19 protein-coding genes are annotated in these 16,807 nt (G+C 69.5%); 8 read left to right on the top strand and 11 right to left on the bottom strand.

Features of this window, described 5'->3' with window-relative positions; translation table 11 throughout:
• Positions 1-63 precede the first annotated feature (63 nt).
• Positions 64-870 carry an RraA family protein gene (locus ACWDNU_RS03520; protein WP_449667597.1) on the top strand — a complete coding sequence of 269 codons (807 nt, stop codon included), beginning with the start codon at positions 64-66 and terminating at the stop codon, positions 868-870.
• On the opposite strand, the gene ACWDNU_RS03515 is transcribed toward ACWDNU_RS03520, so the two are convergent.
• Genes ACWDNU_RS03515 through ACWDNU_RS03505 form a run of 3 tightly spaced genes read right to left on the bottom strand, consistent with a single transcriptional unit; the run spans position 871 to position 4,465 of the window.
• Complete coding sequence (locus tag ACWDNU_RS03515) at positions 871-1,632, bottom strand: sugar phosphate isomerase/epimerase family protein (protein WP_449667596.1); 762 nt, start codon at positions 1,630-1,632, stop codon at positions 871-873.
• Positions 1,633-1,642: 10 nt separating this feature from the next.
• Positions 1,643-3,070, bottom strand: a complete 1,428-nt coding sequence (locus tag ACWDNU_RS03510; RefSeq protein ID WP_449667595.1) for an MFS transporter — start codon at positions 3,068-3,070, stop codon at positions 1,643-1,645.
• A 60-nt stretch (positions 3,071-3,130) separates the two neighbouring features.
• Complete coding sequence (locus ACWDNU_RS03505; protein WP_449667594.1) at positions 3,131-4,465, bottom strand: pyridoxal phosphate-dependent decarboxylase family protein; 1,335 nt, start codon at positions 4,463-4,465, stop codon at positions 3,131-3,133.
• 407 nt (positions 4,466-4,872) lie between these two features.
• On the opposite strand from ACWDNU_RS03505, the gene ACWDNU_RS03500 reads away from it, so the two are divergent.
• Both ACWDNU_RS03500 and ACWDNU_RS03495 read left to right on the top strand, forming a co-directional pair.
• Positions 4,873-5,295 (top strand): hypothetical protein, encoded by a 423-nt coding sequence (locus tag ACWDNU_RS03500; RefSeq protein WP_449667593.1) that lies wholly within the window; start codon positions 4,873-4,875, stop codon positions 5,293-5,295.
• A gap of 63 nt (positions 5,296-5,358) precedes the next feature.
• Entirely contained in the window at positions 5,359-5,706 is a 348-nt protein-coding gene (locus ACWDNU_RS03495) for a helix-turn-helix domain-containing protein (RefSeq protein ID WP_449667592.1), read from the top strand.
• 45 nt (positions 5,707-5,751) lie between these two features.
• Here the strand turns inward: ACWDNU_RS03495 and ACWDNU_RS03490 are convergent, their stop codons facing one another.
• From ACWDNU_RS03490 to ACWDNU_RS03470, 5 genes are all read right to left on the bottom strand, one after another.
• Positions 5,752-6,342 carry a ClpP family protease gene (locus ACWDNU_RS03490; RefSeq protein ID WP_344266854.1) on the bottom strand — a complete coding sequence of 197 codons (591 nt, stop codon included), beginning with the start codon at positions 6,340-6,342 and terminating at the stop codon, positions 5,752-5,754.
• The gene (locus ACWDNU_RS03485) at positions 6,339-6,953 is read right to left on the bottom strand and encodes a ClpP family protease (protein WP_037820577.1); all 615 of its coding nucleotides are present in this window, start codon (positions 6,951-6,953) and stop codon (positions 6,339-6,341) included. The genes ACWDNU_RS03490 and ACWDNU_RS03485 overlap by 4 nt, the downstream gene beginning before the upstream one ends.
• 79 nt (positions 6,954-7,032) lie before the next feature.
• The gene (locus ACWDNU_RS03480; RefSeq protein WP_449667591.1) at positions 7,033-8,583 is read right to left on the bottom strand and encodes a hypothetical protein; all 1,551 of its coding nucleotides are present in this window, start codon (positions 8,581-8,583) and stop codon (positions 7,033-7,035) included.
• A 26-nt stretch (positions 8,584-8,609) separates the two neighbouring features.
• A complete protein-coding gene (locus tag ACWDNU_RS03475; RefSeq protein ID WP_449667590.1) occupies positions 8,610-9,281 on the bottom strand; it encodes a haloacid dehalogenase type II in 672 nt (223 codons plus the stop codon).
• A gap of 9 nt (positions 9,282-9,290) precedes the next feature.
• The gene (locus ACWDNU_RS03470; protein ID WP_449667589.1) at positions 9,291-9,938 is read right to left on the bottom strand and encodes a TetR/AcrR family transcriptional regulator; all 648 of its coding nucleotides are present in this window, start codon (positions 9,936-9,938) and stop codon (positions 9,291-9,293) included.
• 51 nt (positions 9,939-9,989) lie between these two features.
• Between ACWDNU_RS03470 and ACWDNU_RS03465 the strand changes: the two genes are divergently transcribed.
• Positions 9,990-10,469, top strand: coding sequence for a VOC family protein (locus ACWDNU_RS03465; RefSeq protein ID WP_449667588.1), 480 nt, complete (start codon positions 9,990-9,992; stop codon positions 10,467-10,469).
• On the opposite strand, the gene mptB is transcribed toward ACWDNU_RS03465, so the two are convergent.
• The 3 genes from mptB to ACWDNU_RS03450 all read right to left on the bottom strand — a co-directional run bounded on the left by mptB (position 10,466) and on the right by ACWDNU_RS03450 (position 13,812).
• Positions 10,466-11,914 carry a polyprenol phosphomannose-dependent alpha 1,6 mannosyltransferase MptB gene (gene mptB / locus ACWDNU_RS03460; RefSeq protein WP_449667587.1) on the bottom strand — a complete coding sequence of 483 codons (1,449 nt, stop codon included), beginning with the start codon at positions 11,912-11,914 and terminating at the stop codon, positions 10,466-10,468. The two genes, ACWDNU_RS03465 and mptB, sit on opposite strands and share 4 nt — an antisense overlap.
• A 175-nt stretch (positions 11,915-12,089) precedes the next feature.
• Positions 12,090-12,740 (bottom strand): superoxide dismutase family protein, encoded by a 651-nt coding sequence (locus ACWDNU_RS03455; protein ID WP_449667586.1) that lies wholly within the window; start codon positions 12,738-12,740, stop codon positions 12,090-12,092.
• An 82-nt stretch (positions 12,741-12,822) separates the two neighbouring features.
• Positions 12,823-13,812, bottom strand: a complete 990-nt coding sequence (locus ACWDNU_RS03450; protein ID WP_449667585.1) for a hypothetical protein — start codon at positions 13,810-13,812, stop codon at positions 12,823-12,825.
• Positions 13,813-13,884: 72 nt separating this feature from the next.
• Here ACWDNU_RS03450 and ACWDNU_RS03445 point away from each other — a divergent pair, with 72 nt between their 5' ends.
• The 4 genes from ACWDNU_RS03445 to ACWDNU_RS03430 all read left to right on the top strand — a co-directional run bounded on the left by ACWDNU_RS03445 (position 13,885) and on the right by ACWDNU_RS03430 (position 16,801).
• Positions 13,885-14,424 (top strand): PadR family transcriptional regulator, encoded by a 540-nt coding sequence (locus ACWDNU_RS03445; RefSeq protein ID WP_449667584.1) that lies wholly within the window; start codon positions 13,885-13,887, stop codon positions 14,422-14,424.
• Between the two features lie 88 nt (positions 14,425-14,512).
• A complete protein-coding gene (locus ACWDNU_RS03440) occupies positions 14,513-15,664 on the top strand; it encodes a WXG100 family type VII secretion target (protein ID WP_449667583.1) in 1,152 nt (383 codons plus the stop codon).
• Positions 15,665-15,680: 16 nt separating this feature from the next.
• Entirely contained in the window at positions 15,681-16,007 is a 327-nt protein-coding gene (locus tag ACWDNU_RS03435; RefSeq protein WP_116203433.1) for a hypothetical protein, read from the top strand.
• Positions 16,004-16,801: an ESX secretion-associated protein EspG gene (locus ACWDNU_RS03430; protein ID WP_449667582.1), complete on the top strand. Its 798-nt coding sequence runs from the start codon at positions 16,004-16,006 to the stop codon at positions 16,799-16,801. Before ACWDNU_RS03435 ends, ACWDNU_RS03430 begins: the two co-directional genes overlap by 4 nt.
• The last annotated feature ends 6 nt before the right edge of the window (positions 16,802-16,807 follow it).

The following is a 16,807-nucleotide window of genomic DNA, read 5'->3' as shown; positions in this document are numbered from 1 at the left end:
ATCTACCATCGATAGACGATAATGTCACCGTCACTCGGACGGCGACGCGCGGAGAGGCACGCCATGGACGCGAACGGCCGGCAGGCTGTCCCAGCAGGGGAAACCGACACCTACGACTCGAAGCTGGCGCCGGTGCAGACCGCGACGTTCACCCGGCCGACCGCGCGGATGGTCGAGGCGCTGGACGACGTGAGCGCGGCGACGGCGTGCGCGAAGCTGCACCAGATGGGCATCACGCGGACCTTCCTCGACGGTCCGGTCCCGCTGCACCGGACGCCGGACGTCAAGGTGGTCGGCGGCGCGGTGACGCTGCAGTTCCTGCCGCAGCGCGAGGACGTCTTCTCCGGCACCGCGCAGGAGGACGCCGAGCGCAAGACGGCGTTGTGGCAGGTGCTGGAGTCGATCAAACCGGGCGACGTGCTGGTGGTTTCGGCGTTCGGCAGCCATTTCACCGGCTGTCTCGGCGACATGCTGGTGCGCTACTTCAAGCTGCGCGGCGGCGTGGGAATCGTGGTGGACGGCCGAGTGCGCGACGCCGCGCGGATCCGTGCGCTGGGCGTGCCGGTGTGGTGCACGGGGGTGACGCCGCATTACGCGTCGCAGACGGAGCTGTTCCCGGCGGCGTTCAACGTCCCCGTCGGTGCCGGTGGCGCGCTGGTGACGCCGGGCGATCTGATCGTGGCCGACGAGGACGGTGCGGTGGTGGTGCCGCAGCAGAAAGCGTTGGCTATTGCCGAGGATTCCCTTGCCCACCAGGACAAAGAGGCGTTCGCGCGGCGTCGGCTCGACGAGGGCGGGCGGTTGTCGGACTACTACCCGCTGACCGGACCGGGGCTGGAGGAGTACACGGCGGCGCGGACCGTCGGCTGATCAACCGCCCCAGCGCGTCAGCCATTTCGCCGCCGCGCGCAGCGGGACGTCGATCGGCGCGATTTCCGGATGCCAGGCGCGTTCCCATTCCAGGGAAATCCAGCCGGACCACGGCCGCAGCAGACGTCCGCATTCCGCGAGCGGGACCCTCCCCTCGCCCGGCGGAACCGGCGTCAGCCCGGCGGTCGCGTCCTTCAGCTGGAAGTATCCGAGGTACTCCCCCAGCAGTGCCCGGGTCCGCGCCGGAGGTTCGCCGGCCCGCCACGGGTGCAGCGCGTCCCACAGGACCGCCACCCGGGCCGGGTCGGCGAACGGTTTCACCAGGCGGAGCACGGATTCCGCGGTGAGATGGGAATCGTGGGTCTCGACGAGCAGCCGGACTCCCGCCGCGGCGAGGTCCGGCAGCACCGCGGCGATTCGGTCCACCGCACGGCCGTCTTCGCCGGTGCCGCCGGGGAAGACCCGGATCGCGGGGGCGTGCAGTCGCGCGGCGAGGTCGATCAGCGCGCGGAGTTCACCGACTACGCCGGGTCCGGGTGCGCAGACCTGGACGTAACCGGCCAGCGCGGAAATCTCCAGCCCCGCGTCGCTGATCTGTTCGCGAACGGCAGCGGCATTGGTAAGTCCTAAGTGGACTTCCTCGTCGGCGTGCACCCTAATTTCCAGCCCGGCACATCCGTGCGCGGCGGCGATCGCGGCCGACTCGCGTACCGGAATGCCGGGCATCCCCAGCGTGCTCACCGCGAATTTCCATTCCGTCACAACAGGAATCTTACCCGGCTGCCGTCCCGCCAGTAGCCGGAGTTCGGCCGTGTCGCATCACGAAAGTCAGCAATAGCGCGAGCACGCCGACCCCGAACAGAACGAAGTACGCCGCCTGATATCCGGTATCGCTGGTAATTGAGGAACCGGAGTCGAGCTGGACTCGATGGGCGGAGGTAACCGCGCCGACGATGGCCGTACCGAGCGTGTTCATCACGCCGAGAGCGGTGTACAGCAACGAAGTCGTGACGCCTTGCGCTTCCGCGGGCACCGCCTCGATGACGAGATTGTTGGCACCGGCGTAGAGAAACCCGAGCCCGATGCCCATGAGCGCGGCGATCACCACGATCAGCACCGGACCGCTCAACTGTCCGAAAAGGATCATCACGACTCCCCCGAGAGTGCCGATGATCGAGGTGAGCAAAGCAGTTCTCGGAGCGAATCTGCGGCACACCCATCCGGCGGCGTAACCGGCGGCGGCGCCGACGAGTCCGAAGGGCAGGCCGTAGCTCACGCCGTATTCCAAGGCGGTCATGCCGAGACCGCGCTCCGCGACGCCGGGAACGTGCGGAGTACGGAGCAACTGCGGAATGAGTACGGAACTGTTGGCAGTGGTGACGAAAATGGCAGTACCGGAGGCAAGCAGCGTCAGCCACACCTTGGGTTGAGATACCAGCGTCAGATCGATCAGCGGTTCAGCGCGACGACGCTCGACGATCACGAAGAGCACCAGCAATACCACCGAAAGCGCCACGGCGTAACCGAGGTAGTGCTTTTCGACCAGCCCGAGCACGAGCACCGCCATCCCGGCCCCGAGCAGCAAACCACCGGCGACGTCGATGCGCCGTTTGATCCGTACCCGAGTTTCGGGAACGACGAGCAGCACGAGCGTCGAGACGACGACGTCGTAGCCGAGCGTGAACCAGAAGGCGCTGCGGAACCCGTAAGCGTCGACCAAATACCCGCCGAGCAGCGGACCGCCGAACGCGGCCACGCCGGTGCCGACACCGAGCGCGCCAACGCCGAGCGGTACCAATCGCGGCGGGAAGAGGTCGCGGATGAGGCCGTAACCGGCGACGTACGCGACGACGAACGCGGACTGGAGCACGCGTCCGGCGAGGAACAGCCAGTACACCGGCGCCAGCGCGCAGATCAACGATCCGGCGCCGAACATGATGGCCGCGCCCAGGAGGACTTTCTTCTTGCCGTGCGCGTCGGCGAGTTTCCCGGCGATCGGGAGGAACACGAGCGACGCGACGAAGACGACGGTCATCACCAGCGCCACCTGACTGGTGCCGAAGGCGGCGGCGATGTCGGGCAGGCCCACCCCGACGAGGGTGAACTCGAAGTTGGCGTTCTCGGTCAGGAGTGCGATCGCCACGACGATCAGCACGTAATACCCTTTCGACCGCTCTGCGGTGCGCGGTTCCTCAGCCATGCGCACCGATGTAACCGGCGGTCCGTCCGGATCGAGCGGGTCAGTCCCGCTGTCCGGGACTCACTCCGCCAACCGGTCGAGCGCTTGCTTGAGCTGCGGAATCCAGGCCTCGTGCTCCGGCTTCATCAGCACCGAGCGGAGGATCGTCACCGTCTCGGCGTCGCGTTCGATCTCCGGGTGCAGCGCGGCGAAAGCGTCCGCGTCGACGCGCAAAGTGGACAGATACAGCGGGTTTTCCGGGTCGGCCATGCCGTTCTGGAGGATGGTGTTGGCGGCTTCGGTGATCTCGCTCATCCGGACCCGGCGAGGCCAGTAGGTGACAATGTCCAAAGTAGGCTCGAGGTGCAGGGCGAACCGGTCGGATTCCTTGATGCGGGCGGCGAAATCGTTCGCCGCCCGACGGCAGGCGGCCAGCAGCTTCCCGAGGCCGCGATCGCGTTCCAGCAGAAATGCCTGCAGGGTAAGCCAAAGCGCGCCAGCTGCGGCACCCGCGCGTGAGCATTCCAGGGATATCTCACCGAGGTGCAGTTCGTCGGAAGTGAAGTAGGTATAGGGAGAATCGTGTTTGTAGAACCGGCCGACCGCCGGGTCGGCGAACAGCACCGCCCCGCAGCCGTACGGCTGGAGCCCGTGCTTGTGCGGATCAACGACGACGGAATCGCACGCGCCGATCGCGCGGTAGGCCTCGTACTCGTCCAGCAGGGTATAGAACCCGCCGTAGGCACCGTCGACGTGCAGGCGGACGCCGTAACGTTCCTTCAGCGCAAGGGCCTGCTGGATGTCGTCGACCGCCCCAAGCCCGGTAGTTCCCGGAGTCAGCACCACCGTGCCCACTCCGCCGCCGCGGACTTCAGCTTCGACCGCTGACAGATCAACGCGCCCGTCTGGAAGTGCCCGCACCGCGCGGGATTCCACGCCGAGCACCTGGCACATGCGTCCGTGCGTGTAGTGCGCGTCCTGCGAATGGACGACTGCCTTGCCCGGAGCCAGTTCACGAGCGACCCAGAGGGCTTCGAGGTTCGCGATGGTCCCGCTGGAGGTGAGGTGGCCGAGCGACGGCTGCGCGAACCCGAACATCCGCGCCAGGTCCGCGATGACCTCGACCTCCATCGGCGAGGTGGCCTGCGAGGCGTCAAGCGCGTGGTTGTTCGGGTTGACCACCATCGCGGCGAGGTAGGCGGCGACCGCGACCGGATGCGGCGGTTTCAGCATCTGGCCTGCGTAGCGGGGGTGGAAGAAGGGGAAGGACGCGTCCATCCGGGCGGCGTAGGTGTCGAGCAGCGCGGGGAGATCGACGTCCGGCTGGCTCGCCGGGGACGGGGTATAGGGACCCCATTTGCGTTCCCACGCCTCGACGCCGCGGAGAGCCTGGTCGATCAGTTCGCGCCGGTCCATGCGTCACCTCGTCGGTCGCCGGTTGCTGCCTCTCGGGCAGCCTATCGACCCGCGGGCAGCGGATTGGGCTTCTCCCGTCCGCGATCTAAGGTGTGACGACGTTTCTTCCGCGCGGTGAGGAGCTCCCGATGACCGATGGCCCGGCACCCGAACCCGCTCCGCCGGGGACGGGGGAATCCGCCCCGCCCGCGGGAACGCCGTCGGCGGACGCGCAGGGAGCGGCGGCGGGTTCGCCACCGCAGCCCACGCCGACCGCCGAACCCGCGCCCCAACCGACGCCGCAGTCCTGGGGCCCCGCGCAACCGGGAGCTGGTCAGCCCTGGCCCATGCCACCCGCCGAACCCACGCCACAACCAACACCGCAAACCTGGGCCCCCGCACAACCAGAAGCCAGTCAACCCTGGCCCATGCCGCCCGCCGAACCCACCCCACAACCGACGCCCCAGGCCTGGGCCCCCGCGCAACCAGGAACCGGTCAGCCTTGGCCCGTTCAGCCGAACGCCCAGCAATACCCGGGCTATCCACCAGCCCAGCAATACCCGGGCTACCCGCCACCCCAACCGTGGCCAGCTCCGGCGAACGGCGTCTGGCTGGGCGTCGCGGCGCTGGTGCTGGGCCTCCTCGGCTGTGTGCTCCCGCTGCTGCCGATCGACCTGTCCGGCATCCGGGCGTACCTCGCGCTCCCGTTCGGGTTGGCCGGGCTGGCCTGCGGACTCGTCGGCGTCATCGGACGGCGCACCGCGAAACCATTGTCGGCAGCAGGCATCGCGATCTCGACGATCGCCGTGCTCCTCGGCGTGATCATGCTCAGCAACCAGCTCGTCGGGTGAAGGCCGTTCTGCCCTGAGCGGAACGGCTGTCCATCCGGCCCCGGCGGATGCCAGGCTGGGCCTATGGCGGACATCCTTCCTTTCCACCAGCGCCGCGCCCTCGTCCGGGACGACGAGGCCGAACCGCTGTGGCGCGAGGTGCTCGGCCGCAGTCTCCGCGCCGAACGGGAGACCCAGGGCGAGCGGCTCGTCGACGTCGCCGAGCGGGCCGGGATCTCGCCGCAGTACCTGTCCGAGATCGAGCGCGGCCGGAAGGAACCGTCGAGCGAGATGATCGCCGCGGTGACCGGTGCGCTCGGGGTGAACCTGGCCGGTCTGCTGAGCGGGATCGCCGGGGACATCCGGCGGATCAGCGTGGTGGGACCGCGGCCGGCGCGCCGTCCGGCCGGGCCCGTGCTGATGGCCGCCTGAACGAAGCCGCAGGCCGGAACCCCAGACCGGCCTGCGGACCCCGCCTCACGGACGAGCGGCGATCACCTGGTCCGCCAGCCCGTACTCCACCGCGCCGGCCGCGTCGAACACCCGGTCCCGGTCGGTGTCGTGCCGCAATTCCGCCACGTCGTGGCCGGTGTGCCGCGACGTGATCTCCTCCAGCTGCGTCCGGACCCGGACCACCTCGTCCGCCTGCAGGATCAGGTCCGGGATCGTCCCGCGTCCCTGCGCGGCGGGCTGATGCAGCACCACCCGCGCGTGCGGCAGCACCGACCGCCGCCCCTCCGCACCGGCGGCCAGCAGCACCGCGCCAGTCGCGACGGCCTGACCGACGCAGGTCGTCGCCACCGGGGCCTTGATGAAGCGCATCGTGTCGTACAGCGCGAGCATCGCGGCCGGGTCGCCGCCCTCGGAGTTGATGTACAGGTTGATTTCCTGCTCCGGGTTGTCCGACTCCAGGAACAGCAGCTGCGCGATCAACGCGTTCGCGACGCCCGAGTCGATTGCCGTGCCCAGGTAGACGATCCGTTCGGACAGCAGGTGCGAGTAGACGTCCATGATCCGCTCGCCGCCGGGGCTGCGGGTCACGACGTTCGGGATGGTGTAGGTGCTCATGCGCGTACCCCCAGGCCCATCGCGTGCGTGCGCACCGGCACGACCTGCTCCAGGCGGTCGACGATCTGGTCGATGAAGCCGTAGTCCTGCGCCTCGGCGGCGGTGTACCACCGGTCGTGCAGGGAATCGGCGAAAATGCGGTCGAACGGCTGCCCGGTGTCCTGCGCGGTGAGGCCCAGCACGGTGTCGCGGGTGTAGCGCAGGTCGTCGGCCTGAACCTCGACCTCCACGGCCGAGCCGCCGATTCCCGCCGAACCCTGGTGCATCAGGATTCGTGCGTGCGGCAGGGCGAATCGCTTCCCGGGAGTGCCCGCGGACAACAGGAATTGCCCGGCGCTGCACGCCAGCCCGAGGGCGAGCGTCGACACGTCGCACGGCACGAGCCGCATCACGTCGCGGATCGCGAGCATCGACGGGACCGAACCGCCGGGCGAGTGGATCCACAACGCGATGTCCTTGACCGGGTCTTCGCCGGCGAGGGAGAGCATCTGGGTCGCGAGGACCGTCCCGTTGTCGTCGTCGAGCACACCGTCCAGTACGAGGACCCGCTGGCTCAGGAACCGTTCCCGGAGCCGCTGGTCGAACATCGGCGGAGTCGATTCGTTGGTCATGCCTCGACTGTGCCGTCGCGGACCCGGCCGCCGCCGCTTTCGCTGCCGACGGCAGATCTGCTGTGAGCAGCGCGGGAAGTCAGCCGGTTTTGCGGACGAGGTTGGTGTACCCGGCCAGCGCCAGCGTCGCCAGACCCCACACCGCGACCTGCACGCCCCAGATCGCGGCCGTGAAGACCTGGCCGGAAACGCTCGCCGTGTCGAGGTCGCATCGGCTCCGCAGACCCGTCGGCGCGATCGGCAGGCCCCGGTCGAGCCCCAAGCCGATCAACTCGACCGGCGAGCACGCGGCACCACTCGCGACCCGTTCCGCGGCATGGTGCCCGGGCCGGGTTTCCGTTGCCCCAGCCCATAAACCGAGCACTCCGGCCGCGACGAGCGCGAGCAGCAACGCCGCCGCCGTACGCCGCGCGCGGTAGCCGTATCCGGCCAGGGCACCCCAGATCCAGTGGAACAGCCGCGACATCCGCCCGCCGAGAGCGTCCGGCGAACGGCGGCGCAGGTCGTCTTGCTGAGCGATCAGGATGGTGCGCGCATTGCCGTCGTGGCCCGCGGTCCGCTCAACTGCCGCCAGCTTTTGGTAGCCGGTAGCGTCGTAATACTCGGTGTGACAGCGAAGCAGGTGCAGCCACCGCCGCCAGCCGAAGGACGGATCGATTGCCGTGTAAGTGAATCCGTCCAGCCAGGCCAGTTCGGAATGGTCGCAATCGGCCCCGGTGCTGCCGTCGGGACACACAAGGTTGCCCGGCATGAACACTGTCGTGGCTTTCGCATCGGAGAGCCCCAGCAGCCGCCCTTCCGGCGACGTGACGCGTGTCGTCGCGGAGAACTCGAGCTGCCCGCCGATCTGCGCGCCCTGCAACCGCACCGCGCCGATTTCGCCGTTGCCGCTCAGTTCCGAGTCGCGGATCAGCATGCTGCGGCCGACCGTCAGGGTGTCCGCCTCGATGGCCGGTCCGAGGTCGTTGGAGACCTTGATGCTTTGGCATTCCAGCGGTCCGCCGACACACGCGCCGTTGAGGTGGATCGCGCCGTCGGCCGACGAACCGGTGATCCGCGTTCCCTGGTGCAGGTACAGGCCGCTGCCCAGCTCCGCCGAACTCGCCTCCAGCGCGAGCCCGTCCGGGTTGGAGATTTCCGCGTCCCGGCACAACAAGCTCCCGCCGATGCGCGCGCCGATCAGCCGGATCGCGCCGTCGGAGTTGGTGCCGGTGATCCGCATGCCGTCGGACAGATGCAGGTCGCCCGCGATCCGCACCCGGGACGCGTGCAGGCCCGGCATGCGCCCGCCGATCAAATACAGGTGCGGCAACGTCGCCTGGCGCGCGAGCACCGGCTGGTCGAAGACGCAGGCGAGCAGCATCAGTCCGGCGGTCGCGGTGGCGCCGTCGAGGTTCAGTTCGCCGGTGATGCGGGCGCGGGCCAGCATGATTCCGCGCGGGTCGAGGTCGCCGTGCCTGCCGAGCAGCACGTCCCGCAGCACCTCCGCGCGCACGAGGTGGTCCGGGTTTTCGGTTTCGGCGAGGTCGGCGACGTCGATCTGGTCGGCGCCGAGCAGTTCGCCTTCCCGGGCCGATTCGACCAACCGGCGTTCGAAGTCGCTGAGATCGGTCACCCGGGGCGCAGTCACGCCCGAAATCATGCCTGGTCCGAGACTCAGTCGCGACCAAGCTGGTCGGCGAGGTCCGCGAGTCCGGCTGCCTGGAGGTCGAACCGGTCGGCGAGAGCGGGCGGGTCGCCGACTGGGCGGCCGACGTACGCGGTGCGGAATCCCGCTTCCTGCGCCCCCCGCAGGTCCCAGGCGTGCGCGGCGACCATCAGCAGCCGCTCCGGCGCGCGTCCGGCGACGTCGATGGCGAGCCGGTAGACGTCGGGAGCCGGTTTGTAGGTGCGGGCGTCCTCGGCGGACAGCACGGTGTGCCAGCGCAGCCCGGCGTTCGCGCAGAGGTCGAGCAGTACGGTCCGGCTCGCGTTGGAGAGTCCGACCAGCGGGAAGCGTTCGGCAAGGCGGGCGAGCCCGTCCACAGTGTCCGGCCACGGCGGGAGCTGCCGAGCCGCGAGCGCCAGTTCGGCCGCGTCCCCGGTACCGACTGCGTCCGCGACAGCCTGCGCGGCTTCCCGGTCGATGACGTCGCTCGCGGCATACGGCCGTTCCCCGGCGACGATCCGGCCCTGCTCCTGTTCAACATGCTTCTGCCACACCGAAAGCAGCTGTTCGACCTCTGCCTCAGCGAGAGACGGCCCGAACTTCCGGATCCCCGCGCGGATTCCGGCCGGTTCGTCGACGAGCGTGCCGAGCACGTCGAACACGAGCACATCGATGTCCATGATCGCAACCTATCCGGACGTCCCGCACAGGGCAACCAGCGCCGTTCGCAGCCAGCGTCCGTATTCCGCCGCTGCCCAGCCATGGACGCGACGCAGGTGCACTATCATGTCCGCGCACAGCAAGGCATCCGTGGTGCTTGCGAGTTGTTCAATGTCCATAGTGGACACAAGAAGGCCATCACGCGCCGCGCGGGACCAGAATTCCCGGCACAGTCGCGCCGTTTCGCGCCGCCCGGACTGCGCCGCCTCGGCGATTTCCGGCTCCGCGCCTTCGGCCTGCGCCGCCACTTCGAGCAATGCTCCGGCGCGGTCTGCGATTCCGATCGTGACGTCGGCAAGCGCGTCCAGCCGTTCAGCCAAAGTCTCGGCGGTCATCGCGTCCCGCGCCCGAGGCCGGTGCGCAACGTCGACCGGCTCCGCGTCTCCCACGAGCGCTTCGTCGATGACCCGCCGGAACAACGCCGCCTTGGTGCCGAAGCGGACGTACACAGTCCTAGGCGCGACCCCGGCCCGGCGCGCGACCTGCGTCAGCGCGGTGGCCGCGTAGCCGTGTTCCAGAAACAGCTCCCTCGCCGCAGCGACGACGAGCGCCTCGGTCCGCGCGATGCGAGCGGCTCCGAACTCGGCCCTGGCGTCGGCCTTGACCTGGTCTTTCATCGGATGCATCATAACTGCATTGCAGTCTTACTGCATCAGTGGAGGTCAACGATGATTCCCACCCTCGACGGAGTGCATCACCTGAAGCTGCCGGTGGCCGACCTGGACCGGTCGTCAGCCTGGTACGCCGACCGGCTCGGCTACGCGGTCGCCCTGGAGTTCCGCCAAGACGGCCGCCGCACCGGCGTCACCTTGACGCATCCGCGCGGCGGACCGGACCTCGGCCTCGTGCTCAACCCGGACCTCGCCCGTGCCGCCGCCGGGTTCGACTACTTCTCCATCGGCGTCCCGGATCGCGCCGCCATCACCGAACTCGCCGACGATCTCACCCGCCGCGGCGAACAGCACGCGGGCGTCCATTTCGCGACCCTCGGCTGGATCCTGCCCGGCCTCCACGACCCAGACGGGCACGAAATCCGTTTCTACACCACCGAATCCCACACCACCCTCGACCCGGCGACGCCGCTGGTGATCGACGACGCGATCGCGTCCGCGCGAGCCGCCGAACAGGTGTGGCTGGCCAAGCATTAGTCCACTGTGGATGCTTTCCGCAGCCCGAAGAACGCCGCGACCACCACCGCGAGCCCGATCACGTACGCGAGCACCAGCAACCCGACGCGGCCGCTGAAATTGCCGCCCACCGGCGGAAGCACGAGAGAGAACACCGCGACGAGCGTGATCAGCACCGACCGCACACGACCGGCGGGCAACGAAGCGGCAAGCGGAATCGCCGCCCACAGCAGGTACCACGGCTGCACCACGGGCCCGAAAATCACGACTACGCTCAGCATCAGTCCGAGCGAGCGGACCGCGTCGATCCGGCCGGTCCACTGCCGCTGCAGCACCACGGCGATTCCGGCCGCGGTGAGCACGTACCCGATGATCTTGCCGACGCCGATCATCGTCTGCGTGATGTGCGCGCCGAACAGCGAACCGATGCCGCCGACGAGGAAGCCGAACCAGTTCGTGGGTGCCATCCAGCTGTTGACCTCCCCCGAGGTCGTCAGTGCCGACACCCAGCCGAACCCGATCCCGGTCGCCAGCGAAACCGCCGCGGACACCGCCACGAAGACAACCACCATCCCCGCGCCAGCGAGCAGGAATTCGCCGATCCGCCCGCGGCGACGGGCAAGCGCCGTGCCGACCGCGGCCAACGCGACCAGCGCGGGCACCTTCACCTCGGCACCGAGCGCTATGAGCAGCACGCCGCCGGCGAGCGGCCACCAGCGGATCCGATCGCCCACCGCGTCCAGCGCGACCGCCACGCCCGCGACCATCAGGCCGACCATGAGGGCGTCGTTGTGCATCCCGGCGACCACGTGCCACAGAACCAGCGGGTTCAGCACGCCCAGCCACAACGCGACCCGCGGCGACGCGCCCGCGGCAGCTGCCAACCGCGGCACTGCCCACGCGACCAGCACGAGCCCGGCCACCTCGACGAGCCGGTGCAGCGCGACGCCGACGATCGGATTCCCGCCGGACACCTGCGCGATGACCCGCTCGACCGCACCGAACAGCGGCCCGTACGGCGACGGCGTCTCGCGCCAGTAAACGCTGACCCGGCCGACGATGTCCGACGCCGAACCCAGCGCCTGCTGCGGGCCGACGACGTTGAGGTCAAACCCGTGCGCGGCCACCGCGCCCTGCGCGAGATAACTGAAGACGTCCCCGCTGAACAGCGGCGGCACGACGAGCAACGGCCCGCACCACAACGCGAGCGTCCACTTCAGCCAACCAGCGTCGGGGGTGTCCGAGGCGAGCACGCGCCCGCCGAGCAGCGCCCACGCGAGCACGACCAGCCCGACCCCGGCGATCCCGCCCGCGAACGGCAGCACCCCGGACATCCCGGCGGCCCCGGCGTACACCGCGGCGGCCAGCAGCAGCACCCCGCCGAAACCGGTCCAGCGCACGCTCGCCGCGGACGCGAAACCGAAGAACCGCACGGGCCGCGAGAGCGTGACCGGCTGACTACTCATCGAAGACCTGCGCACGACATGCGGCGATCGTAGTAGCCGCCACCCGCACCAGCCCCCGCGCCACCGCCGCCGCGCACACCCCGGCTACCGGCCGCGAGGGGAACCCTGAGGGAATCTGATTCCCTCAGGGTTCCCCTCACGTACCACGCCCAGCTTGAGTCCACAAAGGACTTGGTCAGTTTTGGTCGCGGGTGATGACGCCGCAGGCGTACCGGGAGCCCGCGTCGCCGGTCGCCTTGGTCTTTTCGTCCGGAACGGGGGCACTGGGGTCGTTCCGGACGGCGTAGCGGTCGGCGGGGATGTTCGCGAAATTGTCGGACTTCGAGTGCACGATGATCGAGGTCCCGTTAGGACCGAACAGCTGGTCCAAGGTGAAGGTGTCGAGCACGAACTTCGTGTACCCGCGGCCGTTCGACCGCACGAGCACCGACGGAAGCTGGCCGATGGGCAACCCGGTGTGGTGGTCCATCGGCATCAGGTGGCCGCCCGCCGCGGTGAACGGGTTTTTCGGGTCGCCGACGGTGCAGTTTCCCTTTTCGTGGACGTGCATGCCGTGGAAACCGGGGGTGAAATGACCGGTGAGGTACACCTCGACCCAGACGGCGTTCGCCCGGCTGTCGGCGGTGAACCACGCGGAGCCGACCTCGTTGCCCTTGGCGTCCTTCAGCGTGGCGGAGGCGGAGTCGCCGTCGCGGTAAGCCGCCCCGGCGGGCTGCCGGGCGGTGTCCGGCGACTGCTGCCCGAGCTGGCTGCTCGCCGCCGGTGCCACGCCAATGACCAGTGCGCAGGCACCCAACGCGCCTGCCACCAACTTAGTTCTGCGCACGGTATCTCCCTGAGGGCACTGGTGAGCTATGACCGATACAGAATCGGGCCTCGCCTTCTCCGTGACCAGGGGCCAGATGGAACTAAAAGAATCCGGCACGCGGCGGAATGTCCATCTTGCGCGGAACTCCCGATCCGGAAGAATGCTCGGCGATCAGCCGCTTCACCGTCTCGTACACCGGTTTCGGGGAATAATCGTCGCGCAGCAATCCGAACCGATTCTCCCGCGGACCGCTCGACAACCCGTCGCGCAGCCCGAAAATCTCATACGTGTCCACGCCCACCTCGGATGCCAGTCCGAACACCGTGCGCGCAACGGATTCCATCACGCGCACCTGTTGCTCCTCCGAATTCTCCGGTCCAGTCGGCCAACCGGTCTCGGTGATGTGCATCGGCACGCTCGCTGGGATACCAATCGCCGACGCTGACTCTCGAAACGACCGAACGACGTGAGTCACCGCGCCGACCAATGCGTCGGCGGGCACCGGACGGAAGACGTCCGGAAAGAAGTCCAATCCGAGAAAATCAATGCGATTCAGCACTTCTGGGTCTACCGCCGAGCGCACCGCTTCCCAAAACGGATCGCCGGGCAGCGCGACCGCGGCATTGAACCCGATCATCACGTCGACCCCCAGCCGCGCCCGTTCATCCAACGCAGCCGCAAGCCCGGCGCCGAGCGCCTCGTAACAGCCAGGACTGCCGCCGTCCAGCGGCGCAGGAACGTTGACCTCCTCGCAGACCTGCAGTTTCCCGCCGCCCAACTCGGCAACCTCGCGAACCGCCGCGCGCACCGCGTCCGCGAACCCGTCCGGATCGACTTCCGGGCTGCCGTAGCCGAGCACGTAGTCCACCACTCGCCCGTCGCCGAGGTACGGCACCGCGTCCGGCGGCGTCGGCTCATGCGGGCCCCGGTAGCTGCGATAGCACCGGACGTAGAACCGTTCCGCGCCCTTCGCCAGGTCCCGCAACGCTTCCGCGGTTTGTTCGACGTCCTCCGGCGGCGCGTCGATGAAGGTTTCCAGCCGCACCAGATCCGTGCTGACGACGCCGGGCCACACACCAAAGGTGATCATGACCGCCCCTCTCCAGTAGTCGTATACGAACAACCGTACTCGTATACGACTAGCGTGCGCTACCCTGGTCCGGTGCCGACGAACGCTCTCGACAACCCGCTGGTGCTGCCGATGCTCGGGCTGCTCGTGGAAACCCCGCGCCACCAGTACGCGCTCCTGCGCGAACTCCGCACGCGCTACCCGTTCCTGAACCCGAAGACGTCGACGGTGTACACGCTGGTCGGCACGCTGACCCGGCACGGACTCGTCGCACCGGACGGCGACGGCGACCCGCAGCCGGTGCGGCTGACCGATGACGGCCTCGCCGATTTCCGCGAACGGATCGAACGGCAGCTCCGCGACGCCGACCCGAACCTCGACTCCCGGTTCCTGATCGCGCTGGCCTACCTCGGCGCCCTCCCGCCGGCACGCGCGGTCACCCTGCTGCGAGACCGGGCAGAACGGGTCCGAGACCAGCACCGCGAGCTTTCCGCGACGCTCGATAACGCCGATTTGCCGGAAATGCAGATGATCGAGGTGCATTTCCTGGTTTCCCGGCTCCGCCACGACGCCGCGTGGCTCGCCCGCACCGCCGACCGGATGGAGAGCGGAGACCTCGTCCCGCCCCGGTGATCACAGCTTTCATCGTGATTTCATCGCCGCCCCTTACCGTGCGCGAGTGCCCGGCGGAAGCCGGCCGGGCAGAGGCGAAGGCGGGGGTATGACCGGAGAATCCGGATCAGTGGTCGACGCCGCGTCGGCCGGGGTGGAAAACCTGGCGGACTCGGCGCTCGCGGGACTCGACAAGGCGGGGCCGGTCGGCGACCTGGCGCGGCCCGTGGTGTCCGCGCTGCGCAACGTGTGGGAGGGCTACTTCGGCGCCCCGGTCCCGCCCGGCAGCACCAACTGGAACGCTTACACGCACCAGCAGCTGTACCAAATGCTGTGGGAGAAGGCCGACGTCGGCGACGTCAGCACGGTCGCCGCGGAATGGCAGCGGCACGGTTCGGAAATGCGCACGCACGCCGATTCGCTCAAATCGCAGCAGGAGACGCTGCACGAGAACTGGAGCGGACAGGCCGCCGAACGCGCGTCCGGACGGCTGGGTTCGCTCGGCGACCGCGCGTCCGGGATCGGCGACCGCGCCGGGACGGTCGGCGGCGCGGCCCAGAACGCGGGCGATTCGCTCGCCGTCGCGCGCAACACCATGCCGAAGCCGCCAGGCGACCCGACTGGGGGCGCAGTCGCCGCCGCGGCGGCCGGAGCGGGTGCGGGCGCGGTCATCGGCGGGATCCTCGGGGCCGGGGCGGGCGGCATCGGCGCCGGTCCGGGCGCGTTGATGGGCGCGGCGATCGGCGCGGTCGCGGGCGGCGGGGCGAGCCTGTTCGCCTCGAATGTCGCTGCGGCGGACCAGAAAGCCGAAGCGGTGCACGTGATGCAGCGCTACGAAGCCAGTCTGCACAAGAGTTCGCACGCGATCAATCCGCCGCCCGCCGGGGCTACCACCGCGGATTCCTACGGCGCGGACGATTCGACCAGCGCGTCGAGCTACGCCGGTCCGCTCGGCGGAGCCGGATCAGGCGCGGGCAGTGGCATGCCGTGGGGCGCGCTGACCACGGCGGCGCCGGTCGAATCCGGCCTGTCCGCCGGAATTCGCTCCGCGCTCGGCATGGAGGGCGCGATGCTCGCCCGCAACGCCGCGATGGCGGAGATGGCCGCCGCTCGCGCGGCCAGCGGCAACGGCATGATGCCCGGCCGCGGCGCGGGCGCCGCGCAGGAGGAGGAAGAGGAGCACAAGAACAAGATGCCGGTGCTCGACCAGCCGCTCCTGCACCCCGAGGACAAGACCATCAGCCCGGTGATTGGGCTGTGAAAGACAGGAGCACCCGATGACTGGCCACGAGGTCGCCCCGAACGCGCTGGACCGCCAGGTCGCCGCGCTGGGCAGACTCGGCGAGCAGACCGGGGAACTCGTCGGTTCGGCGGGACGGCTCGCCGACCGGCTCCCGCAACTGGGCACCGCACCGCCCGCACTGCATTTGGCGCAGCGGCTGCGCGAGGCCGCCGGACACGCCGGTCTCACTGGCGAGCTGGGCGCGGCCGACACCGAACTGACCGGGTTCCACGAGGCGCTGCAGGCAGGCATCCGGCGCTATCAGGAGCACGAATCCGGGGTGCAGCAAGCATTCCAGCGGCTCGAACGGCAAGCCGAATGACCGCCGCACTGCCCCGTGTCGGCGACGAAACCGTCCACATCGGACTCGTCGAAGCCGACCTGCTGGCCGCGCACGCCGGGGCGAGCTGGCCGTTTCCGTTGCAGGTCCCGTCTTACGGCCGGATCGAAGGCGAACGCGAGATCCTGTTCGCCACCGCCGGGCAGGCGCTGCAGGCGCGCGGGCTCGCCGACGACTCCGGGCCGGACGGTCTCGCCGCGGAAGCCGTGACCGCGCTGCGCGAACGTCGCGGCATCGTTGATTTGGTGGTGGCGGACGCCGAGGGGGCGACCGCCGTCACCGCACTCGTCTACCGGTCCTCGGCGCTGATCTGCCGGCAGCGGCTCGAGGCCGACACGCTGTCGGTGCGCCGGGTGGACGAGACCGCGCTGGTGGACGCCGTGCTCGCGGAAATCCCGCAGGTGGAGGCGGCCCGCACGATGCCGGTCACGCTGCCCGCGCACGCGGTCAAGGAGGCGATAGCGCTCTCCGACGACGAGGACGACACCTCCCGCGCCCACCGCTTGCGCGATCTCGTCCGCGACAGCGGCGGCGACCCGGCGGCGCTGGACAGCCTCGTCGGCCTGGTCGTCCCGCTGACCGGCCGCGGCCAGCTCGGCGCGACCCGCGACGGGCGCACCCGGGAGGGCCGCGAACTGTCCTGGATGGACGGACCGCGCGGCCGAGTCCGGATCAACCCCGCGCGCGACGGCTGGCTCAGCGTGAACTCGCTGCGCCCGGCCGACCTGCGCTTCGCCCTCGGCGAGCTGGCCACCGCCGCGCGGCGGCCGCGATGACCACAC

The organism is Amycolatopsis sp. NPDC003676, assembly GCF_053587275.1.
Note: the sequence above shows the minus strand (reverse complement) of the source record. Positions and strands in the feature narration are given on the sequence as shown.

Bases quoted from the DNA above. Each gene is read 5' to 3' on its own strand.
- ACWDNU_RS03520 (WP_449667597.1), top strand. From the start codon at position 64: ATGGACGCGAACGGCCGGCAGGCTGTCCCAGCAGGGGAAACCGACACC.
- ACWDNU_RS03510 (WP_449667595.1), bottom strand. From the start codon at position 3,070: ATGGCTGAGGAACCGCGCACCGCAGAGCGGTCGAAAGGGTATTACGTG.
- ACWDNU_RS03505 (WP_449667594.1), bottom strand. From the start codon at position 4,465: ATGGACCGGCGCGAACTGATCGACCAGGCTCTCCGCGGCGTCGAGGCG.
- ACWDNU_RS03500 (WP_449667593.1), top strand. From the start codon at position 4,873: ATGCCGCCCGCCGAACCCACCCCACAACCGACGCCCCAGGCCTGGGCC.
- ACWDNU_RS03495 (WP_449667592.1), top strand. From the start codon at position 5,359: ATGGCGGACATCCTTCCTTTCCACCAGCGCCGCGCCCTCGTCCGGGAC.
- ACWDNU_RS03490 (WP_344266854.1), bottom strand. From the start codon at position 6,342: ATGAGCACCTACACCATCCCGAACGTCGTGACCCGCAGCCCCGGCGGC.
- ACWDNU_RS03485 (WP_037820577.1), bottom strand. From the start codon at position 6,953: ATGACCAACGAATCGACTCCGCCGATGTTCGACCAGCGGCTCCGGGAA.
- ACWDNU_RS03475 (WP_449667590.1), bottom strand. From the start codon at position 9,281: ATGGACATCGATGTGCTCGTGTTCGACGTGCTCGGCACGCTCGTCGAC.
- ACWDNU_RS03470 (WP_449667589.1), bottom strand. From the start codon at position 9,938: ATGAAAGACCAGGTCAAGGCCGACGCCAGGGCCGAGTTCGGAGCCGCT.
- ACWDNU_RS03465 (WP_449667588.1), top strand. From the start codon at position 9,990: ATGATTCCCACCCTCGACGGAGTGCATCACCTGAAGCTGCCGGTGGCC.
- mptB (WP_449667587.1), bottom strand. From the start codon at position 11,914: ATGAGTAGTCAGCCGGTCACGCTCTCGCGGCCCGTGCGGTTCTTCGGT.
- ACWDNU_RS03450 (WP_449667585.1), bottom strand. From the start codon at position 13,812: ATGATCACCTTTGGTGTGTGGCCCGGCGTCGTCAGCACGGATCTGGTG.
- ACWDNU_RS03440 (WP_449667583.1), top strand. From the start codon at position 14,513: ATGACCGGAGAATCCGGATCAGTGGTCGACGCCGCGTCGGCCGGGGTG.
- ACWDNU_RS03435 (WP_116203433.1), top strand. From the start codon at position 15,681: ATGACTGGCCACGAGGTCGCCCCGAACGCGCTGGACCGCCAGGTCGCC.
- ACWDNU_RS03430 (WP_449667582.1), top strand. From the start codon at position 16,004: ATGACCGCCGCACTGCCCCGTGTCGGCGACGAAACCGTCCACATCGGA.